The sequence below is a fragment of the Paraburkholderia sp. SIMBA_053 genome (assembly GCF_046534895.1).
Classification (GTDB): Bacteria; Pseudomonadota; Gammaproteobacteria; order Burkholderiales; family Burkholderiaceae; genus Paraburkholderia; species Paraburkholderia caledonica.
Map to the genome: position 1 here is coordinate 78134 of NZ_JAWRXU010000014.1, position 19853 is coordinate 97986.

Annotated in this window: 14 protein-coding genes; 7 read left to right on the plus strand and 7 right to left on the minus strand. The window is 57.1% G+C overall.

What is annotated here, in order from left to right:
- Nucleotides 1-292 precede the first annotated feature (292 nt).
- Nucleotides 293-631 (plus strand): flagellar hook-basal body complex protein FliE, encoded by a 339-nt coding sequence (gene fliE, locus SB753_RS28930; RefSeq protein WP_410803127.1) that lies wholly within the window; start codon nucleotides 293-295, stop codon nucleotides 629-631.
- 133 nt (nucleotides 632-764) lie between these two features.
- Nucleotides 765-1256, plus strand: coding sequence for a flagellar basal body rod protein FlgB (flgB, locus tag SB753_RS28935; RefSeq protein WP_410803129.1), 492 nt, complete (start codon nucleotides 765-767; stop codon nucleotides 1254-1256).
- Nucleotides 1257-1315: 59 nt separating this feature from the next.
- On the opposite strand, the gene SB753_RS28940 is transcribed toward flgB, so the two are convergent.
- The 3 genes from SB753_RS28940 to SB753_RS28950 form a co-directional block, all read right to left on the minus strand.
- On the minus strand, nucleotides 1316-1747 hold the full coding sequence (locus SB753_RS28940) for a response regulator (protein WP_410803131.1): 432 nt from the start codon (nucleotides 1745-1747) through the stop codon (nucleotides 1316-1318).
- 614 nt (nucleotides 1748-2361) lie between these two features.
- Complete coding sequence (gene chrA / locus SB753_RS28945; protein ID WP_410803133.1) at nucleotides 2362-3594, minus strand: chromate efflux transporter; 1233 nt, start codon at nucleotides 3592-3594, stop codon at nucleotides 2362-2364.
- Between the two features lie 96 nt (nucleotides 3595-3690).
- Complete coding sequence (locus tag SB753_RS28950) at nucleotides 3691-4245, minus strand: c-type cytochrome (RefSeq protein ID WP_410803135.1); 555 nt, start codon at nucleotides 4243-4245, stop codon at nucleotides 3691-3693.
- 453 nt (nucleotides 4246-4698) lie between these two features.
- Here SB753_RS28950 and SB753_RS28955 point away from each other — a divergent pair, with 453 nt between their 5' ends.
- From SB753_RS28955 to SB753_RS28970, 4 genes are all read left to right on the plus strand, one after another.
- A complete protein-coding gene (locus SB753_RS28955; RefSeq protein WP_410803137.1) occupies nucleotides 4699-7890 on the plus strand; it encodes an efflux RND transporter permease subunit in 3192 nt (1063 codons plus the stop codon).
- Between the two features lie 15 nt (nucleotides 7891-7905).
- Nucleotides 7906-9120 carry an efflux RND transporter periplasmic adaptor subunit gene (locus tag SB753_RS28960; protein ID WP_410803139.1) on the plus strand — a complete coding sequence of 405 codons (1215 nt, stop codon included), beginning with the start codon at nucleotides 7906-7908 and terminating at the stop codon, nucleotides 9118-9120.
- Nucleotides 9121-9132: 12 nt separating this feature from the next.
- Entirely contained in the window at nucleotides 9133-10617 is a 1485-nt protein-coding gene (locus SB753_RS28965) for an efflux transporter outer membrane subunit (protein ID WP_410803141.1), read from the plus strand.
- A gap of 1623 nt (nucleotides 10618-12240) precedes the next feature.
- Entirely contained in the window at nucleotides 12241-13026 is a 786-nt protein-coding gene (locus tag SB753_RS28970; RefSeq protein ID WP_410803143.1) for a sulfite exporter TauE/SafE family protein, read from the plus strand.
- A gap of 486 nt (nucleotides 13027-13512) precedes the next feature.
- Here SB753_RS28970 and SB753_RS28975 read toward each other — a convergent pair whose 3' ends face one another.
- Nucleotides 13513-13911 carry a GNAT family N-acetyltransferase gene (locus SB753_RS28975; protein WP_410803145.1) on the minus strand — a complete coding sequence of 133 codons (399 nt, stop codon included), beginning with the start codon at nucleotides 13909-13911 and terminating at the stop codon, nucleotides 13513-13515.
- Between the two features lie 39 nt (nucleotides 13912-13950).
- Nucleotides 13951-14722, minus strand: a protein-coding gene (locus tag SB753_RS28980) for an IS5 family transposase (protein WP_410803228.1) whose coding sequence is annotated in 2 segments (ribosomal slippage) — nucleotides 13951-14413 and nucleotides 14412-14722 — 774 coding nt in all. Because the reading frame shifts where the segments join, the coding sequence is not laid out codon by codon here.
- 216 nt (nucleotides 14723-14938) lie between these two features.
- On the opposite strand from SB753_RS28980, the gene SB753_RS28985 reads away from it, so the two are divergent.
- Nucleotides 14939-16512 (plus strand): IS3 family transposase gene (locus SB753_RS28985; RefSeq protein WP_410803147.1). Its coding sequence is split into 2 segments (ribosomal slippage): nucleotides 14939-15407 and nucleotides 15407-16512, totalling 1575 coding nucleotides; the frame shifts between segments, so codons are not numbered across the junction.
- A gap of 376 nt (nucleotides 16513-16888) precedes the next feature.
- Here the strand turns inward: SB753_RS28985 and SB753_RS28990 are convergent.
- Nucleotides 16889-18043: an IS110 family transposase gene (locus tag SB753_RS28990; protein ID WP_410803149.1), complete on the minus strand. Its 1155-nt coding sequence runs from the start codon at nucleotides 18041-18043 to the stop codon at nucleotides 16889-16891.
- Between the two features lie 368 nt (nucleotides 18044-18411).
- The gene (asd, locus tag SB753_RS28995; RefSeq protein WP_410803150.1) at nucleotides 18412-19527 is read right to left on the minus strand and encodes an aspartate-semialdehyde dehydrogenase; all 1116 of its coding nucleotides are present in this window, start codon (nucleotides 19525-19527) and stop codon (nucleotides 18412-18414) included.
- Nucleotides 19528-19853 lie beyond the last annotated feature (326 nt).

Sequence of the window (19853 nt, forward strand, 5' to 3'; positions counted from 1 at the left end):
GAGTTATGAGTATTTCCCGTATTGAGACAACGCTCACGGTCGCTTTCGAGCCAACCACTTCTTCGATCTCCGGCAGTTAGCGACCGTCGGTAGTGCATCCTGAACACAACGCAAGCTGGAACAGGGCGCCGGAAAACAAATTGACAAACTTGTAATCAAATTGCTCGACTCCCGTCATATAAGCTCGCCGAAAATGCATTGCACACGCGCACCTCGGTAATGCTCGACAGGCAACGTGCACTCGGTGCGTTTCTCTTCACAGACCCCGATTAAGCCCTCTGGAAAACTCAATATGCTACAGGTCAATCCGTTTGTATCGGCATTGCAGCAAATGCGGACACTCGTGTCCGAAGCAGCTGGTCCTTCGGCGTTAGCCCCTGATCAACCGAATCCAGCGGCCAACGGGTCTATCGACTTCGCGACGCTATTGCAGCAGTCGCTCGCCAAGATAAGTGCAAGTCAGGCAGCCTCGCGCGGTGAGATGCAGGCATTCCAGCTGGGAGCATCCAACGTCTCGCTAAACGATGCGGTCGTCGATGGTGCGAAGGCAGGAATCAAATTTCAAGAATCACTGCAGATCCGCAACAAGCTGGTCAGCGCATACACCGACATCATGCAGACTCCGTTGTAATGAGACTGCTTTCTGTGCGATATCGTCCATCACGGTTCGCTCGCCAGCGCAGGCGCCCGGGACATTTTAGGCGATACCTGCTTTTGGGTCCTTGCGTGTCACGCAGCATGTCATCTCTGGTGAGAGGCTTAAAGTGTTAGATAAGATCGATGCCGCATTCGAGTTCGACAAACAGGCGCTCAATGTCCGCGCGTACAGACAGGAATTGCTGTCATCGAACATCGCCAATTCCGACACTCCTGGCTATCAGGCCCGCGACGTCGAATTTTCTTCCGCCCTAGCGCATTCACTTCAGGGGAGAAGCCCGACAGCTTCCCTGAACACTTCAAGTGTACTACCACTTACCTCTGCTGCGACAGTAACAACGCAAGGCGGTGTGACGTTGACACAGCATGGACATATGCAGGGAAACGTAAAGCTTGTAGCGACGGGCGGTTTAGCAGACGCCTATGGACCCGTGCTGTATAGGACACCGGTTCAGCCGTCGCTCGACGGAAATACCGTTGATCTCGATATCGAGCGTGTCCAGTTCGCTGACAACTCACTGCATTTCGAGTCACTTATCACTGATGTATCGGGGCAAATTAAGTCGCTGCTGGCGGCAATTACATCAGGCGGTTCATAAGACTCAGCGTCAGCGCATTCAAAATCGGCACAAGCGTGCACCGCCGCCACAGCAACTTATCACTTGTCCCAAACGGTCTCCAGTGCAACGGACAACCGTTCTGCTACGAGCGGTTTGACTAGGATAATTGAGTTCCCCAGTGCAATCACCTCACGGCAAACTTCCTCGAGATTCCAGGCCGATACAAAAATCACTTGCAACAGGCACGGGAGCGCCCTCAGGCGGCGGACCATCTCCAAACCGCTCATACCTGGCATTTTCACGTCGGAGATCATGCAACACGAACGGTCAGGCTCATCTGCCTTGAGGAACGCTTCTGCAGATGGAAAGCTACCGACCGCAAATCCGAGCGACCGAATAAGGCTGGCGGTCCCGATGCGGATTGACTCGTCATCGTCGACGATTGATATCAATGGTTTGCCGTCACGCGATGACCTTTCAGTTCGTCCGTGTTTGCCCTCAATGACTGCAAAGCCACCCTTCTCCGCCATCGTAGTCCTGGTTGCGGCGAACCGTTACCAGACCTTCGTATAGAAGTTCATGCGTATGCATCATGCGGGCCGCGGAGCACCTGCAGTGAAGCGTTGAACGTCAGAAGCGAGTCGATACAGCCTTTATGGACGAAGCGATATTCACCTTCTGCAATGCAACGGGTATCGAGCTGACACGCTCACGTGCGTACAGAAAATAACCAAGCGCGGCTCACCAGAAGAATGGATCAGTTGTACATCGCGTCGCGTATGGCAGGTTACGTAAACGCGAGGCTACGCAAACCGTTCCGCGTCTGTACATCAACTTCTTCCAGCCTACATTCAAGCTGAAATCGAAGACGTCATGGTGCGAACGGCATGAAAGCGCCCTGACGCCGCCTAAGCACATCGTGCGTTCAGCGTCGGTGCAGGATGCAACCATACGCAGACTACTTGCGCAGTTTTGCGCGCTCGATGAAGGCCGGTGCTGCTACGCGGAACCAGCCTTCATCGCAAGACAACCGGAGAGTGACAATTACCCGCGAGTCACGTCATCCCGGTGAGGCAACGCGACCGACCGTGCCGCTTGACGCTATCCAAGTTCGATTTTACGACATTGTCTGATCGCGCCGCCGCTATCTGCAAACTGACTCAATCATACCTGCGCATGCACAACCGACGACAATATAGATTGGCGCTAGTTTCCAGCGGATCAAAAGCACAAAACCCACCGAAGCAATTGCAAAATCAACTCCTGTGGCGACCGCACTCGTCCAGATCGGCGAATAAAGCGCCGTCGCCAGAAGTGCCACGACGGATGCATTCACGCCGGCGAGCATGGCGCCTATCGAGGGCATCCTTCGCAATTGCTGCCAGAAAGGCAAGGCGGCGACAACGAGAAGTAGGCCCGGAAGGAAAATCGCGACAGTCGTCAGCAAGGCCCCGCCCCAGTGCCCCTGAGCCCCGCCCATGATCCACCCGAGATAGCCCGCGAATGAAAAGAGCGGACCCGGCATCATCTGCGCAGCACCATATCCCGCTAAGAATTGGATCGCGGGCACCCAACCCGTCGCTACCGTCTGTTGCTGCAGCAGGGGCAGCACGACATGACCGCCGCCAAAAACGAGTGCGCCTGAGCGATAGAAAACGTAGAACATCCGCGCAGCAAGACCGTCGTGCCCCGTGCTGAACCTGGCTGCGCAGACAAAAAGGATGCCAAAAACCGTTAGCGCCAGCAAACCGACCGCGCGCGTGCTTATAGTCACACGCATTTCGAAGCTCCCGCGTACTCCCCCCCGAACAGGGGCACGGCAAATGAGCAATCCGAGTGTCGCGCCGACGGCGATCACAAGTAGTTGAGCATAGACGGTCGTCAGAACGCCGAGGATAACCATCGCTACGAGCGCTACGGCGGCCCGGCGGTGATCTGAACATAGCGTTCGGGCCATGTCCCATACAGCCTGGCTAACGATGACCACCGCAACCAGCTTCAGGCCGTGGGTAAGGCCTTGACCGAACGGTCCCGCTAGGTCGGGCGCCAGGATAGCAAACGCAAGCATGAGCAGAACAGATGGAAGCGTAAATCCCGTCCATGCTGCCGCAGCCCCGAACCAGCCAGACCTGATCAGTCCAATAGAGAACCCAAGCTGGCTGCTTGCGGGACCTGGAAGGAACTGGCACAGCGCGAGGAGATCGATAAACATCACCTCGCTTACCCATCCGCGACGTTCAACAAACTCCCGGCGAAAGTAGCCAATGTGCGCAACAGGCCCACCGAAACTGGTAAGGCCTAGTTTTAGAAACGTTAGGAAAACCTCGGTGACGTTACCCCGCCGCGGCAGCGTTGGAGACAGACTTTCAGCTTCCATGTAACCCCGTTCTGCAGAACGCGCCCTTGTGCGGTGCCCCGGCAAGACAACACTGCCGCCTGTGCCGAATGATCGCCTGCCGGCGCCAGGTTTGCCCTATTTCGCCGGACCGGCACCCGCCGAAAGCGCCGCATAGTCTTTGGCGGAAATGCCGCGGCCCTTGTTCAGAAACGCCGACATCTGCCAGATTTGTTTGTCGTCCCACGTCTTTCCGAACGCAGGCATCGCTGTCATCTTCACCCCGTTCTTAATCACCCAGAACATGATCGGAGGATTGTTTCGGCGAGTCGCGCTGAGAAGTTTGGGTGCTAGCGGCAAGATTCCCTGTCCGACCGGGCTGAGCGTCTCACCAGGCGCTCCATGACATTGAGCACAGGTTGAACGATATAGCTCAGCCCCCGCCTTGATGTTCGAGTCGTCCATCAAGTCTGACGGTACAACGGCCCCGACCGCGTGCCGGTGCAGTGACTGTTGGTACGTCGCATGCAACACCCATGCAACGACCGGGTTGTGTCCCGATGCAGCGGAAACGTCATATACACCGGAATAGATGACGCCGGATGCAACCACCACAGCACCGACTGCCGCGAGGCATAACGTGGCAAATATCGTCCGTACGTGGCTACCAGAGGTTTCGCGTTCTTTCGACATTTAAATGAAGCTTTCTATTCTGAGGCTCGCCCCTCCGAACACGCGGCGCAGTTGAGCCAAGGTTAGGCGCAATCGAATCGTTCGCCGGGCGCCCCCGGAAAGTACAGAGGGACTTCCTCCCGAGACGGTGCTATTCTGGGCCCGGCAAGATTACCGCGTCTTTGCCAGGGGATTACAAAATTGACATCTTTAAGGCCCGGCAGTTGGGAAGCCCATTAAGGCGTGAAGCAACTCAGCACATTGCGGCGATCTTCGTCCCGACGGCAGCAGAGCGAAGCCGCGCCTAGCAGATCTCTCGCTTGTAGACCTATCCCGCCGGCTATATGCGAAAGATGTCAAATTTGTAATCTCAAGGTCAGAATCAGGTAAATCCACCACCCGGATACTCGCAACTTCCTCGCTGCTGCCCAAAGAGCGAACGCGAGGCATTGCGTTACTCATCTAGGGAGCATCATGTGGATAGTTAACCTGGCGCTGCGACGACCTTATACCTTCATTGTCCTCGCTGTCCTGCTGTTCATCATTGGGCCTCTAGCTGTACTGCGCACGCCCACGGACATTTTCCCGAATATTGACATCCCTGTTGTGAGTATCGTTTGGACGTACAACGGCTTTTCAGCCGAGGACATGGCGCATCGTATTACGTCGAACTACGAGCGAGCCCTTACGTCAGACGTGGACGATATCGAGCACATCGAGTCTCAGTCATTGAATGGTGTCTCAGTCGTGAAAGTCTTCTTTCACCCTGGAGCAGACATCAACCGTGCGATAGCAGAAGCTTCGTCCAACTCCGCGTCAATCTTGCGCATTCTGCCGCCGGGTACGCTCCCGCCCAACATCATCACCTACAATGCGTCGACGGTTCCCGTTCTTCAGTTGGGACTGTCGAGTTCGACGTTGCCCGAACAGTCACTTTACGACCTCGGCAACAGCTTTATTCGCACACAGCTTGCAACCGTGCAAGGCGCCGCGGTCCCGCTCCCATATGGCGGCAAGATTCGCCAGATCATGGTCCAGCTCGATACGAAAGCGTTACAGGCCAAAGGTCTTGCTCCAATCGACGTGGTCAATGCAGTTAATGCCCAGAACCTGATCCTGCCAGGCGGCACGGCCAAGATTGGATCTCGCGAATACAACGTCGAAATGAACGGTAGCACGCAGACCGTTGCGGCTCTGAACGACCTCCCTATCAAGACCGTAAACGGCGGTGTAGTCTACGTTCGGGACGTCGCGCATGTGATTGATGGCTATGCTCCACAGACAAACATGGTGCGCGCTGATGGCAAGAGAGCCGCGTTGCTTACAGTCGAAAAGACTGGGAGCGCCTCGACACTCACCATCATCCAGCAGGTCAAGAACATGCTGCCCAAAATCGCAGCAGGCCTTCCGAGCGCCCTCAAAATCACGCCTCTCTCCGACCAGTCAGTGTTCGTGAAGTCGGCGATTTCCGGCGTGGTTCGAGAAGCGCTGATCGCGGCATGCCTGACGGCGGCCATGATCTTGCTTTTCCTCGGTAGCTGGCGCGCCACGCTTATCATTGCCGTTTCAATTCCCCTTGCTGTCCTGACGTCGCTCACTGCACTGGCTGCACTTGGCCAGACGATCAACATCATGACGCTTGGTGGATTGGCGCTTGCGGTGGGCATCCTCGTTGACGACGCCACCGTCGCAATCGAAAACATCACGCACCACCTAGAGCGTGGTGAACCTCTACACGACGCAATTCTCATCGGCTCCGGCGAAATTGCAGTCCCGACCTTCGTCTCCACGTTGTCCATCTGCATCGTCTTTGTTCCGATGTTCCTGCTGTCCGGCGTAGCACGATATCTTTTCGTCCCACTCGCAGAAGCGGTCGTTTTCGCAATGTGTGCATCGTACTTCTTCTCGCGGACGCTAATTCCGACCCTCGCCATGTATCTGTTGCGCGCCCGCCGCACCGACGCGCCGCCGGCGCGCGGGATCGCAGGTACACTGAGACGATTCCAATCAGGATTTGAGGCCCGATTTGAGCACTTGCGTGACCGATATCGCGGCCTGCTCAGCAGTGCTATCGCGAGCCGGCGTCGCTTTGTTATCGTCTGGATTGGTGTTTGTCTCGCATCGCTTGTTCTGGTGCCCTTCACAGGCCGCGACTTCTTTCCGAGCGTTGATACGGGAGAAATCCGACTGCATCTTCGCGCGCCAACCGGCACACGGATTGAGGAGACGGCTCGCATTACTGACGAGGTCGAAGCGAAGATTCGCTCCGTCATTCCGCGCAACGAACAGGCAGCTGTCCTCGATAACATCGGAGTACCGGTGAGCGGTATCAATCTGACCTATGACTCGTCCGACCCTGTCGGGCCGGAAGATGCGGATGTGCTCATCACGCTGACCCCGGACCACAAGCCAACCGCACATTACGTTTCGCAATTGCGCGACGCTCTCTCGACCGCGTTTCCGAGCGTTACCTTCGCGTTTCTCCCTGCCGACATCGTTAGCCAGATTTTGAATTTTGGGTTGCCAGCCCCAATTGACGTTCAGATTGTCGGTAACAAGCTCAAGGAGAACCGCGTTGTTGCAAATCGCCTGCTCAGTGAAATGCGGGGCGTGCGCGGTCTCGTGGATGCGCGAATCCAGCAACCAGGCGACGAGCCAACAATCAACCTTAATGTTGACCGGACGAAGGCGATACAGGCAGGCCTGACGCAACGTGATGTCGCGCAAAACCTTCTGATCGCACTGTCAGGAAGTTCGCAAACTACGCCGAACTTCTGGCTCGACCCGAAAAACGGCGTGAGCTACCCGCTGATGGCGCAAGTTCCACAGTACGACATCCATTCTCTACAAACGCTTGCGAACATTCCCGTAACGACGCCCTCTAGCGCAAACCCGCAAAACCAGCTTGGTACGTTGGGAACGGCATCGCGGAGCACGCAACAGGCTGTTGTCTCTCACTACAACGTGCAACCGGTTCTCGACATCTTCGCGTCTACGCAAGGACGCGATCTTGGAGGGGCCGCAACTGACGTAACCAAGCTTGTTGACGCTGCACGTGCTCAGCTACCGCCCGGGTCGTCGATTGTGATGCGCGGCCAAGTCCAGTCGATGAGCGAATCATTTCGCGGCCTCGCGTTTGGTCTCGTCTTTGCAATCGCACTGGTCTATCTCCTGATGGTCGTCAATTTCCAGTCGTGGCTTGATCCACTCATCATCATCAGTGGTCTGCCGGCTTCCATGGCCGGAATTGCGTGGATGCTGTTCGTGACACAGACGACGTTGAGCGTACCGGCGTTGACTGGAACTATTCTTTGTATCGGTATCGCGACAGCAAACAGCATTCTGGTCATTAACACGGCGCGGGAGTCACTCGCAAAAGGCATGCTTCCTCTGGCAGCCGCGCTCGATGCCGGGTTTAACCGATTCAGGCCGGTTTTAATGACTGCGCTTGCAATGCTGATCGGTATGTTGCCAATGGCACTTGGACTTGGCGACGGTGGGGAACAAAACGCGCCATTGGGTCGTGCGGTTATCGGTGGTTTGGCCATCGGTACATTATCGACACTAATCTTTGTGCCCGTCGTCTTTGGCATGGTCCACAGCTGGCTCGCAAAACACCGCGAGTCGCGCGCTAACAGGCTCGGCAACGCTGCCACGCATTCTTAAAAAGGAAGCTTTCCAATGAACGAGAACCTTTCTCCAGAGCTTGGTGAGACCGCAGAAGAGAGGCCAAAGAATTCTACACAGCGTCGACGTGCGGTGGTCATTGGCCTTAGCTGCGTTGCCATCGCACTGCTTGCCATCGGGATCATTCCGCGTATCGCGGCACGCAGCGCACAGGCTGCGCAGGTCGACCTGCAGCGCGAACCCACCGTGTCGGTCGTTTTACCCACGCGGGCGCCTTCGAGCCAAGAGCTGCTTCTGCCGGGATCGGTAACGCCGTGGGCCGATGCTTCAATCTATGCGCGAACCAGCGGATACGTCCAACACTGGTTCGCCGACATCGGCGCAAAAGTAAAGGCGGGCCAGACGCTCGCACAGATTGATACGCCTGAGCTCGACGCCGAACTCAAACAGGCCCGTGCAGATGAATCCACCGCGCAGGCCAACTACAACTTTTCGAAGACTACCGCTCAGCGGTGGGACACGATGTTGCAGACACAGTCGGTCGCACAACAGGACGCAGACTCGAAAACGAGCGATGCAGCCGCCAAACTGGCTGCGCTGCAAGCGGCGCAGGCAAACGTGGCCCGCCTCCAAGAGCTGGTCGGTTACCAGGCCGTAACGGCGCCATTCAGTGGCACTATCACTGTTCGTAATGTACAGGTCGGCGCTCTGGTAACGGCTGGCGGTACACCTGGGCTCGCGACGATGCCGGGCGAACTCTTCCATATCGTACAGACCGACCGACTTCGGGTATACATCGACGTGCCCCAGGATGACTCCAGCAAGATATCTCCTGCGACTAAGGTCTGGCTTAGCACGCAGCAGTATCCAGGCCGTCGGTTCGCAGGCACTGTCGCACGCAGTTCAAACGCGATCGACCCGGTGAGCCGCACCATGCATGTCGAAGTCGATATCGATAATGCTGATGGTGCATTGAAGCCGGGTTCCTATGCTCAGGTGCACGTGGCCCTCACGACCACTTCTCCTGCATTCCAGTTACCGGTCAGCGCATTGCTCTTTAGGCCCGACGGCGTAATAGTCGCCGTCGTCGGCGCCCAGAACAACGTGGAGCTTCGCAAAGTGACTATCGGACGCGACTTCGGCACCTACGTTGAAGTTGCGACTGGCATCGCCGCAACGGACCACGTAATTAATAACCCGGGGGACGCAATCGCGAACGGGGAAACTGTCCGGATGCAGTCGAAAGCAACAGCAAACGAAAAGGCATAGGCGAGCTCGATTATGTTCTCTTCGCGCTTTTCTCCTCTCAGCAGAGTCGCCATACTCTATTCCATTACATGGCTGGCGGCGTGCTCCGCGCTGCCCAGGTATAGTGTTCCGCAAACTGATATTCCGGAACATTTTGCGACGACGAGCGCTACTCCCGGCTGGTCCAACGCGAAACCTGGTGATAACGCGCCGCGTGGCCCATGGTGGGAAATTTTCCATGACGATATGCTCAATCGCCTCGAATCTCGCGTTAACATCTCAAACCAGACCGTGCGAGGTGCAATCGCACAACTGGAAGCCGCGCGTGCGATGACTGACTATCAAAGATCCGGGTATGCTCCAACCATCACGACCGGTGTTGCCCAACAGCGATATCGCACATCAGAGAATGTTGTAGGTCGCTCCCTTGCAGGCAAGACGATTCCCGATTATTCAGTCGGTGCTTCCGCCTCGTGGGAACCCGATATCTTTGGCCGGGTTAAAGATGCCACTGTGCAGGCGCAGGACAACGCACAAGCCAGCCAAGCGGACCTGGAATCGGTCAGACTCTCCGTTACGAGTCAGTTGGCCACTGACTATTTCGATCTCCGTTCACTCGATCGTCAGAAGAAGCTCCTCGACGATACGGTGAAGGCCTACGACGACGCGCTCCGGATTTTGCAGCAACAACTTACAGACGGCGCTATTGACGCTTCGGCAGTTGCACAAGCGCAGACGCAGCTGGAAAGCGCGCGAACGGCAGATAGCGATATCGATGTGCAACGTGACCAGCTTCAACACGCAATCGCGACGCTGATTGGAGTTCCTTCCTCGACGTTTTCTATCGCGCCGCGAGTGGATCCCGCAGAGATCCCATCGATTCCCGCGAGCGTCCCATCCGTTCTGCTTGAGCGTCGCCCAGACATCGCCGCAGCGGAGCGCCGGGTCGCCGCGGCAAATGCCCAGATTGGCTTGGCGCATGCCGCCTTCTATCCTGACCTGACATTGTCTGCATCTGCGGGGCTCGAAAGCACCTTTTTTGCACCTTGGCTGACTGCTCCAAGCCTCTTTTGGTCGCTGGGCTCGCAACTCGCTGGCACCCTATTTGACGGTGGCCGTCGCGACGCAACGCTGAGGGGCGCAAATGCCCAGTACAATTCAGCCGTGGCATCTTATCGCCAGACCATCCTTACGGCCTTCCAGCAGGTTGACGACAACCTGACCGCGCTGCACACACTCGCCAGCGAATCGCTAAGCCAGCGAAGGGCAACTACGGCTGCTCAGCTTTCACTCAAGCTGACCTCGAATCGATACCAAGCAGGTGCAGTGAGCTATTTGGATATCGTAACGGCTCAGACAATCGCGCTGCAGAATGAACGCAACGAAGAACAAATCGCCGGCAGACGACTTGATGCAAGCGTACGTCTGCTACAAGCATTGGGAGGCGGATGGGACCGCGCCGAGCTAGCGCCTCAAAGCGATCACGCAACGACCACCGCATACCAACTCCGCCAGTGAACACTGCTTGCACGCCGATGGAATTCGGTTTTGCCTAGAACAACAGGAAGTCACTGACGACTGCCTTGGAGCGCCACTCAAGCTGCAGTCGTGTGCTGCCACCGCCCAGACGTCGCACGGGGCGTACCCGCTCGAACGTTATTTCCGCCATCGAGTCGGGAGAACTCGCTACCACAACCTTGGCGGCCGTCCCTCCCCTCCGGCTTATGCCACGGAGCGTTGACAGTGTGAGCCACAAGCAACTCGCGACGGATTGCCTCTATCTTAGACCGTGCACGATGTCTTTCGATGAGAGTAAAAAGGGATTTTCGGCTCACAGACGCAATGCTGGATCGCGAACACTGAATTTTCCGATATCCTCTTGCAACGCAGTGCGGCGACCGAGCGAAAAGCAGTACCTGAAAAATCCGCCGCGCCCGTATTGCTAGGAGAGTGAGCGTCTGCATTCTCAACATCGGTATGAGTAGAACACGTCAAGGAAAACCTACCACTCTAGCAACTTAGCACCAGAGACTCGTCCACCCTTCATCAGTCAGCGGTTGACGGTAGCTTGCTCTAGTTCACCGGTACCTGAGCGTGGTGGCGCGCATGCCAGACGACAACGGACAGCTGCTAACGGAGGAGTCGTCCCCAAACGGTGTCACGTAACGGTCCTGAGTCGGTATCCCAACCACGTACAAGCAGTGCAAATCCACCCTGCTTTGGAACGTCGAGTTCCAGAAGAACGAGATCGTAAACGCCATTGCTAAGCGACAGCTCAGCCGCACGTCCATCTTGCGCCCAATCAACGGTATATCTGCGACGGCGCAATTGCTCAACAAGCATTGCAGCGGTGTGCCTATCTTCTTCGATCAATAGAAGCCGCATTTGTGCCTCATGAATTTCGACAGCAACCGTCCAACCGTGCAGAAATTTTCCGGTGCTCGAAACTGACAATGCGAGATCAGTGCATACGCAACTTCGCCCAGCCTCGGCATTGCGAACTGGCACCAATTACGGAAACGTGCGTAGCGCGTCGTTCAGTCAAAGGACGCACGCGTCGTGAAGGCGATCGCGGATCGCCTTAAAGGTTAAGTTGGTTTTTATCCGGATCTTACCGCTGGACGGCGACTGCTCGGACATTGATGACCGTGCGCCTGTTGGAACTCTCGCTACATTTCAGCAAAGTCTTGATTCTCTCATCTGGGATTTAGATGAACTTCCCGGAGAGTCACTTTTCCGGCTTTTGCAATACAGAATTCCACGCGACACGAGGATGTTGTGGGCCCGAGCGTCACGCGGTTTTGGCATTGCGGCGAACACGGCGCAGAGGAATACTTGGCGTACTCAACCTGCCGACCAGGCTCCCTGCCCGCAAGCATGGTCGCGACGACGAACGCGGGCGCATTTTTCTGTGCCGTGCGGAGCGACGCGGTGGCCGTTCGGTGAGATCTTGAGCAGTGTTCGCAAAGCGGTCAGAAACGGGTGATGACGCCATGTAGCGTCTCTGGCACATGCGACTCACGCGTCATCTAAATCGCCTGAGGAGTCTGACGCATCGACCTCCATTGTGAGAATAATTCGCATTTCAGCTTTTTGAAGTACCATGGCGCCTACGTTCACTTATGCATGTCGAGCCACATCATGCCGCACGTCGCGTTGGTCACAAACGTCGTGTTTTACATCGCGGGCATTCCCGCACTTTTTTTGTCCAGTCTGTCGAAAGGCGGCCTCGGACTCGGGCTCGGCATCGTCGCCGTGCCATTGATGGCACTTAGCCTTCCGGTCACCCAAGTGGTGACGATTCTGCTACCCATTTTGTGTTTGACAGACTTTGTATCGCTCTGGCATTACCGTGGCGAATGGAGCTGGCCGATCCTGCGGTTCGCAATTCCAGCCGCGCTAGTCGGCGCGGGGCTCGGAATTTTGGTGGTTGACCACATCAATCCAGTGTGGCTGAGGCTCGGCGTTGGCTTGATGTCCGTCGATTACGCGCTGCGTCGTGGCTTCTTCGCCCCTAGCCGGGCCTCGCGCGATGCAGACGCCCCGGCTCGACCTCGCATGGCGGTGAGCCTCGCATGGGGTACGGTCTCCGGGCTTGCCAGCTTCCTTGCGAACGCGGGCGAGCCGGCACTGACGACGTATCTGTTGCCTTTCCGTCTGACCAACCGCTGCTTCGCGGGCACGACCTCAGCATTCTTTGCGGCGGTCAATCTGTGCAAACTGGTGAGCTTTTCGACGCTGGGCCTTTTCGACGAAAGGACGCTAATCACAAGCGCGCTACTGCTACCGGTCGCGTTAGTCGGCACATATGCGGGGTTTCACGCAAACCGCCGGTTCGATTCGATTTTTTTCGCGCGATGCTCCTTCACAGTTCTGCTGGCGATCGGCGCAAGGCTGGTCTTCACTAGTGCCCGCAGCCTAATTTAGCCCGCTGCACCGATCGCACTCACGAGTTGGACCTCAATGTCCAATATGCATCCACGGATATGCTGTTTGCTTTTCAGGAACGGTTACGGCGATTATACAAATCGCCAGTCTGCAAGACTTGGACTACGGTCTGCGTTACCGCGGCTCAGCACGCCTTCGCGTACAAGCCGGGCAGTTTGATTGACTTATCTGCTTCCTGTCGATGCTAAAGTGAGGTGGGCGCGGTTCCTGGTTTCCTGCAGACTTTCCTAATGGCTCCGTACTCGAGTGCAGCAGTAACTGCTAGGGTGCCGAGCGCCTTGAGTTGGGGGCGCACACAGAATCACTCTACTTATCCTGAGTTCAATCGGACCCACATAGATTAACAGTCGTCGTGAGCCATAGTCACGTCGGATTGAAGTTAGCGGACGTTGAGAGTGCGACGAGGACATCCTTGGAAAGGACAATGGCAGATCCGAAAGCCGGATGCCGCCCCGCGCGACTAACTCATCCCCTATTCCACCGCAATTGAAGCTCCAACTCCGTAGCCTGATACATAACGAACCCTAGTCTCTCGTACAGACTGTAAGCGCGATTATTGCGAAAGACTGACAGAGAGACGTCTGCGCCAGCAACCCGTGCGTCGACCTGAATCCGCTTCAGAGTATGAGTTCCTATGCCTCGGCAACGCATCTGTGGGACGACGTGTATCTGATGCACTCGCCAGTCCGATTCGTTTTTATCGACTGCAACATATCCTACGGCCGCGTTACCGCTTTTGCTAAGCTGAGATATCTTGAGGCTGCACTGGCCGCCTCCTGTACAGCACGGTGTTCGAATTCGAAAGCTATTTGGCGTTGTGCATCCGAAGCGTATCCCCAGATCTAAGGTCTCGCATGAATTCACAGTCTTTGATCATGGCTTGACTTAGAAGCTGTTGCGAAATTAGTGAAACAAGGGGTTGAGACGCGTCCCGCAAATCAAAGCGCAAGCGAGAGACAGGAAGGCCTCGTGAACATAAGCGTAGCGTTCGTAGCGAATCTTCAGCCGGCGAAACGAGTGAAGCCATGCAATCGAGCGCTCGACTGGCCAACGCGTTTTGCCAAGACCGCTTCCGTGGGACGAGCCGATTTTTGCGAGCACCGGCGTGATGCCGCGTTCTCTCAAACGTTGCCGATGTGGTTCGGAACTGTAGCCCCGGTCGCCCTGAACGATTTGTGGTTTATGCAGGGGGCGCCCGCGTTTGCCTCTGATAGGTGGAATTGCCTCGACGAGTGCATCGAGTTGGGTGATGTCATGTCGATTGGCTGCGCTCAGGATGACCGCGAGCGGGATGCCTTGCGCGTCGACGATGAGGTGGTGTTTGCTGCCGAGCTTGCGCCGGTCCGTGGGATTGGGGCCGGTTTTTTCCCGCCAGCATGGCGCGAATCGAGGAGCTGTCCACGAGCGCTCGCGACAAATCGATTTCGCCGCGACGACGAAGTCCGGCCAGCAGAGTTTCGCGGATGCGTTGCCAGACGCCTGCTTCCTGCCATGCGACGAGCCGTCGCCAACAGGCAGTACCTGAGCCGCACCCCATCTCCTGCGGCAGGAGATTCCACGCGATGCCTGAGCGCAGTACGAACACGATGCCCGTCAGTACAGCACGGTCGGGTGTTGGCTTGCGCCCCGCATATTGCCGATTGCGAGGTGCTCGCGCAGGCAGAAGTGGTTCGATGAGTGGTCGCGGTAGGGACGATGGTTACCCATCGCCCCTACCGCGACCCGATGAGTGACCACAGTTCGTCGTCTATGAGTTCTTTAGGCATCGCTTCCTGTCAGGCAAAACAAGACAGAAAGTTAACGCCAAGCCACGAAAGTTAACAGCCCCCCCCCGGCGTCATAGTAGTTGTCGCCTCTGAATTTTCTTATCAAGAAGAGTCAGAGGTAGAAGTTGAAGACGAAACAAACGTATTCTGTTGAGTTCAGGGAGCAGGCGCTCTCGAAGGTCCTGCAGCGCGGGAACCGAACGGTTGGAGCCGTGGCCGACGAATTGAACGTGAACGTACTGACATTAAGGAATTGGATGAGAGGCACCGCCGCCGCGAACCGGAGTTCGAGTTCTGGACACGCAAGACGTCCGGAAGACTGGTCGCTGGAAGAACGCCTGATGGCCTTGCAGGAGAGCCACGGCCTGGCGGACGAAGCATTGAACGGCTGGTGTCGGGAACGCGGCCTGTTTGCTCATCATCTCGCGCAGTGGCGAGCGGATTTTTGCACTGGCGGCGCAGCCGGTAGCCGACGGGAGAGCGCCCAGGAAGTACGGGATCTGAAGCAGGCCAATGTGCAATTGCAGCGTGAGCTCAAACGCAAGGAGCAAGCGCTGGCCGAAGCTGCGGCGCTAATGATGCTGCAAAAAAAGTACCGTGCGCTCCTCGGGGACGAGGCCGAATGACGTCCCCTGAAGAGCGCAAGGCATTGATCGGCCTCATCAACGAGGCGACCCTGGCCGGGGCTCGGCAGGCGCACGCGTGCAAGATTCTGGGGCTCAGCGCGCGGACAGTTCAACGCTGGCATCGGGGCGAACCTGACGCGGTAGATGGGCGCACGTTACGGCATCACGAGCCGCGCCACAAGCTCTCTGCCGAGGAGCGCGTCGAGCTTCTGGCGGTCGCCAACTCGGCCGAATTCGGTCATCTGCCGCCAAGCCAGATCGTGCCGCGACTGGCAGATCAGCAACGCTATATCGCCTCCGAATCGACGTTCTACCGGGTACTGAAGGCCGAGAAGCAACTCGCCCACCGGCGCAGCGAGCGGCCGGCCCACGCTCGCAGCAAACCCCGTTCGGTTTGCGCCGATGCGCCGAACCAGCTGTATTCCTGGGACATTACGTATTTGCCGACGACGATCCGTGGACAGTATTTTTATCTGTACCTGTTTCTGGATGTCTTCAGTCGCAAGATTGTCGGCTGGCAGGTCTATGCCGAGGAAAGCAGCGTACTGGCCGGCGAAGTCCTCAGGGACCTCTGCGCGCGCGAAGCGGTACGGCCCAACCAGGTGATTCTGCATTCGGATAACGGCGGCCCGATGAAAGGCGCGACAATGCTCGCCACCCTCCAGGCACTGGGCGTCATGCCATCGTTGAGTCGCCCGGGCGTGAGCAACGACAACCCTTATTCTGAGTCTCTGTTCAAGACCCTGAAGTACCGGCCTGCGTACCCGCTAAAGGCGTTCGACACCCTGCTCGCCGCGCGCACCTGGGTGGGCGCGCTGGTGCGCTGGTACAACCACGAGCATCGTCACAGCGCGATCCAGTTCGTGACGCCGGCGCAGCGCCATGCCAACCTCGATCAGGACATTCTGGATCGACGAGCGACGTTTTATGAGACTGCACGGCAACGCAACCCGCTGCGATGGAAAGGCCCCACACGCAACTGGCAGCGGGTACATGCAGTGCACCTGAACCCGGATCGAAGCGACAACCAGGACGTCGCCCCAAACCGTCACCGGGAGAAGAAGGCCGCCTGAAATTTAACCGTTGAGGCGACAACTTCTATGAGTAGTCCTTTGTCAAGCTATTTGGCGGGGGCGGCTGATCATCAACAAATGGATATTGGGCCAACGCGAACAACGAGTCCGCTGCGTTGCCGGTGAATTGCAATGGTTCGAAGTCGATCCTTGCGCCCGTGAGACCTGACGTCTCACTAACTTCTATCCGCTGGCGTGAAGCCAGCCGCATCCTATACGCGCGTTACGCCGGCATCATGACCGGGAGCATGCCCCATCTAGAGAATCGGTTGCCCGCTTGTGCAACCCTTGTCGCCTACGGGCATGCTCGCTTCAAACCATATTTGCTTCACCTCACATCGTTGATCAGGTCTGCTGCGACCAGCACTGTGACGACTTATGCGGATTTCAGTTGCGCTCCTGCGGGAATCACACCGTCCTTCAGATAGCGCCACAGCGCAATCGCCAGACGCCGCGCCACGGCGACGATCGCAATGCGACGCGCCCGTCGATTGGGCCCCGTGCCTTGGGTACGGTGATTGAACCACTGCGTCAGCGCACTCGCGGGTTGGTAGCGGATCCAGGACCACGCCATCTCAATCAGCAGCGCACGCACGCGTCTGTTGCCTTGTTTGCTGATGCCTTGATCTACCTGGCTCTCGCCACTGTCGAAGGGTTGCGGTGCAAGGCCAACGCATGCGCCGACCTGGCGCCGGTTACTGAATTGTCGCCAGAATAGTTCCAACGCCAGTCTCGAGCCGCCAACGGGGCCGATGCCGTTTAGGCGCGTGAGGTGAGCAATCCGCTCTCGCGCAGGCTCGGGCAGACTGGTCTGGCGCGTCTTCTCCAGTACGGCCAGTTGCTGCTCCGCGAGTGTCAGTCGCTCACACTCGCGGAGCAGCCGTTCGCGGAGCTCTGCTGGCAGCGGCGCGCCGTCGTGACACCGCAGCTCGCCGCGGGCGAGCCGGCCGGCGAACTTCCTGCCGTCGACCTCATCCCAGCAACCGAGCGTGACCAGCAGCTTGCGCATGCGGTCGCGGTGCTGCAGGACTTCCTTCTGCAGTTGCCCGCGATCGCGCATCAGATGGCGGGATGCTTCGTCCTGCGGTGACGGCACCCGGATTACCCGCATGCGTCCGCGTTCGCCGCGTAGCCAGGCACGCAGGTTGATGACCAGCTTGACGGCATCGAGCCGGTCGGTCTTGGCGCGCCGTTTGTGGCGCTCAACCGGGATGCTCGCGGGATCGACGACATGACATTCGATCCCGTGAGCCTGCAGCGCACGACAGATCCAGAACGCGTCCTGTCCCGCTTCATAGCTGACGACGACTCGTACATTCGCTGGTAGTGCCCACTTCTCCTTGTGCTGCCCAATCAGGGTCAGCACGGCCTGCAGACGGGATGCGGCCAGTGGCTCCGCTACGGTGTGCACGGCCGGGTTGTCGCGCCGGCCGTCGTGCAGCGCGACCTTCCACTTTGCCGCCGCCAGTTCGAGCGACACTGCCAGCACGAGCAGTTCGAAATGCGTCATGTCTGCCTGATCTGTGCGCATGATCCTCTCCTTTGAGTAAGGCCCACACGGACTGATTTTATGATCAGCGTGGTGCGTGTCGAGTGGCCCCGCACTGCATAGGATCTAGCTTGAAAATTTCCGCCCCCAGAACCTAATTTCGCAACAGCTTCTTAGATTCAACTGTAACTCATTGCTCAACACAGACATGGCGTTACCAGGTCTCCTAGACTTCCACATTGGGTGATGCGCTCGGGTGGGCTTCTAGTAAGCACGGCATGCCTCTATCCAAGCCTCGAATAGTGCGAATCGGCCGTTGCCATGATCCCGACAAGTGCCCCCGCTCGCCCGACTCGACCGACGCCGCCATCACCACCTAGATAAAGGACCAGATAAAGAGCTCAAGTGGCTCACACCGTGGCAAGAAGGATCGCCAGCACGCGGCGAATAGGCTCCGCCGCCCCCCATAGTAGCTGATCCCCTGTCGTGAGAACGCCATATACATTTTCGCCAATTCCCATTTTTCGGAGGCGACCAACGGCAACCTTCAAGGATCCACTTACGGAGGCAGGCGTGAGTCGGTCGACCGATTCCGACTTCCTATTTGGCACGTACTCTACCCATTCGTGCGCACCGGCAATCAGGCCTTCAAGTTCCTCGATATCTCTGCTTTCTTTGAGCTTGAACGTGATGGCTGCAGAATGACTTTGAAGCGCAGCGACCCGCACGCAAAGCCCATCGACCTGAATGGTGCCTGGCGTAAGGCCTAGTATCTTGTTGGTTTCGACCTCGCCCTTCCACTCCTCTCTACTAACTCCATTTCCCAGGTCGCTGTCAATCCAGGGAATAATGCTTCCGGCGAGTGGAGCGCCGAACTCTGCGGTTGGAAAATCTTGGTCTACCCATGCCCGACGCGCCTCGTCAAGTACGTCGATAGTAGGTGTCATCGGGTCACGAAGTATCTCTCGAGTACGGTCGGAGAGCGTCGCCATCTGTTGCAGCAGTTCTCGGACGTGTGCCGCTCCCGCCCCAGAAGCAGCCTGATAGGTCATGACCGACATCCACTCAACCAGTTCAGCCTTGAACAATCCGGCAAGACCTACAAGCGAAAGCGTGATCGAACAATTTCCACCGATGTAGTTGCGCACGCCCGAAGCAATTGCCGATTCGATCTGGACGCGATTGACTGGGTCCAGAACGATAATCGAGTCGTCATCCATGCGTTTCGCTGATGCCGCATCAACCCAAAACCCGTCCCAGCCATAATCGCGCAATCTGGAATAGACTGCCTGCGTGTACGATCCACCTTGGCACGTCACCACGATGTCCATTTCGGCCAGTTGCTCAATCGAACTAGCATCAAGGAGGGCATGCTCTTGTCCGAGGACGTCTCGGTATGGCTGGCCCGCTGCGGAGGTGCTGAAGTAATAGGCCTCAAACATTCCAAAGTCGCTTTCCTCACGCATCCGCTTGAGAAGAACCGATCCGACCATGCCCCGCCATCCAACCAAGCCAACCTTTTTCATGTCCAAAGCTCTCCAAGTTCGATTCCAGAATGTCCGCGCATGTCATCACGTTGCAAATCCATATTCTTCTGAAGCTCACGACAGGTATCTTCGACTACTGCACTGCAAATCGATCAACTATCCCAACTACAACTCGGGCTGTGCATGAGTTCGCCACTACGCAACTTGGCAAGGCGAGGCGCCGGATCTCCATGCCATTCGTGGCATGAGGTTGAATGCCGCGGCGCGCCGAATCGAGCGATCGTCGCTCACGTTGCAACGTGCTTTTTGGATAAAATTGCTAAAATTGATCGAACGAAGCTATCGAGTCAGATACCGTGTGAGCG

Coding starts and splice junctions, on each gene's coding strand:
- fliE (WP_410803127.1), top strand. CDS start 293: ATGCTACAGGTCAATCCGTTTGTATCGGCATTGCAGCAAATGCGGACA.
- SB753_RS28940 (WP_410803131.1), bottom strand. CDS start 1,747: ATGGCGGAGAAGGGTGGCTTTGCAGTCATTGAGGGCAAACACGGACGA.
- chrA (WP_410803133.1), bottom strand. CDS start 3,594: ATGGAAGCTGAAAGTCTGTCTCCAACGCTGCCGCGGCGGGGTAACGTC.
- SB753_RS28950 (WP_410803135.1), bottom strand. CDS start 4,245: ATGTCGAAAGAACGCGAAACCTCTGGTAGCCACGTACGGACGATATTT.
- SB753_RS28955 (WP_410803137.1), top strand. CDS start 4,699: ATGTGGATAGTTAACCTGGCGCTGCGACGACCTTATACCTTCATTGTC.
- SB753_RS28960 (WP_410803139.1), top strand. CDS start 7,906: ATGAACGAGAACCTTTCTCCAGAGCTTGGTGAGACCGCAGAAGAGAGG.
- SB753_RS28965 (WP_410803141.1), top strand. CDS start 9,133: ATGTTCTCTTCGCGCTTTTCTCCTCTCAGCAGAGTCGCCATACTCTAT.
- SB753_RS28970 (WP_410803143.1), top strand. CDS start 12,241: ATGCCGCACGTCGCGTTGGTCACAAACGTCGTGTTTTACATCGCGGGC.
- SB753_RS28990 (WP_410803149.1), bottom strand. CDS start 18,043: ATGCGCACAGATCAGGCAGACATGACGCATTTCGAACTGCTCGTGCTG.
- asd (WP_410803150.1), bottom strand. CDS start 19,527: ATGAAAAAGGTTGGCTTGGTTGGATGGCGGGGCATGGTCGGATCGGTT.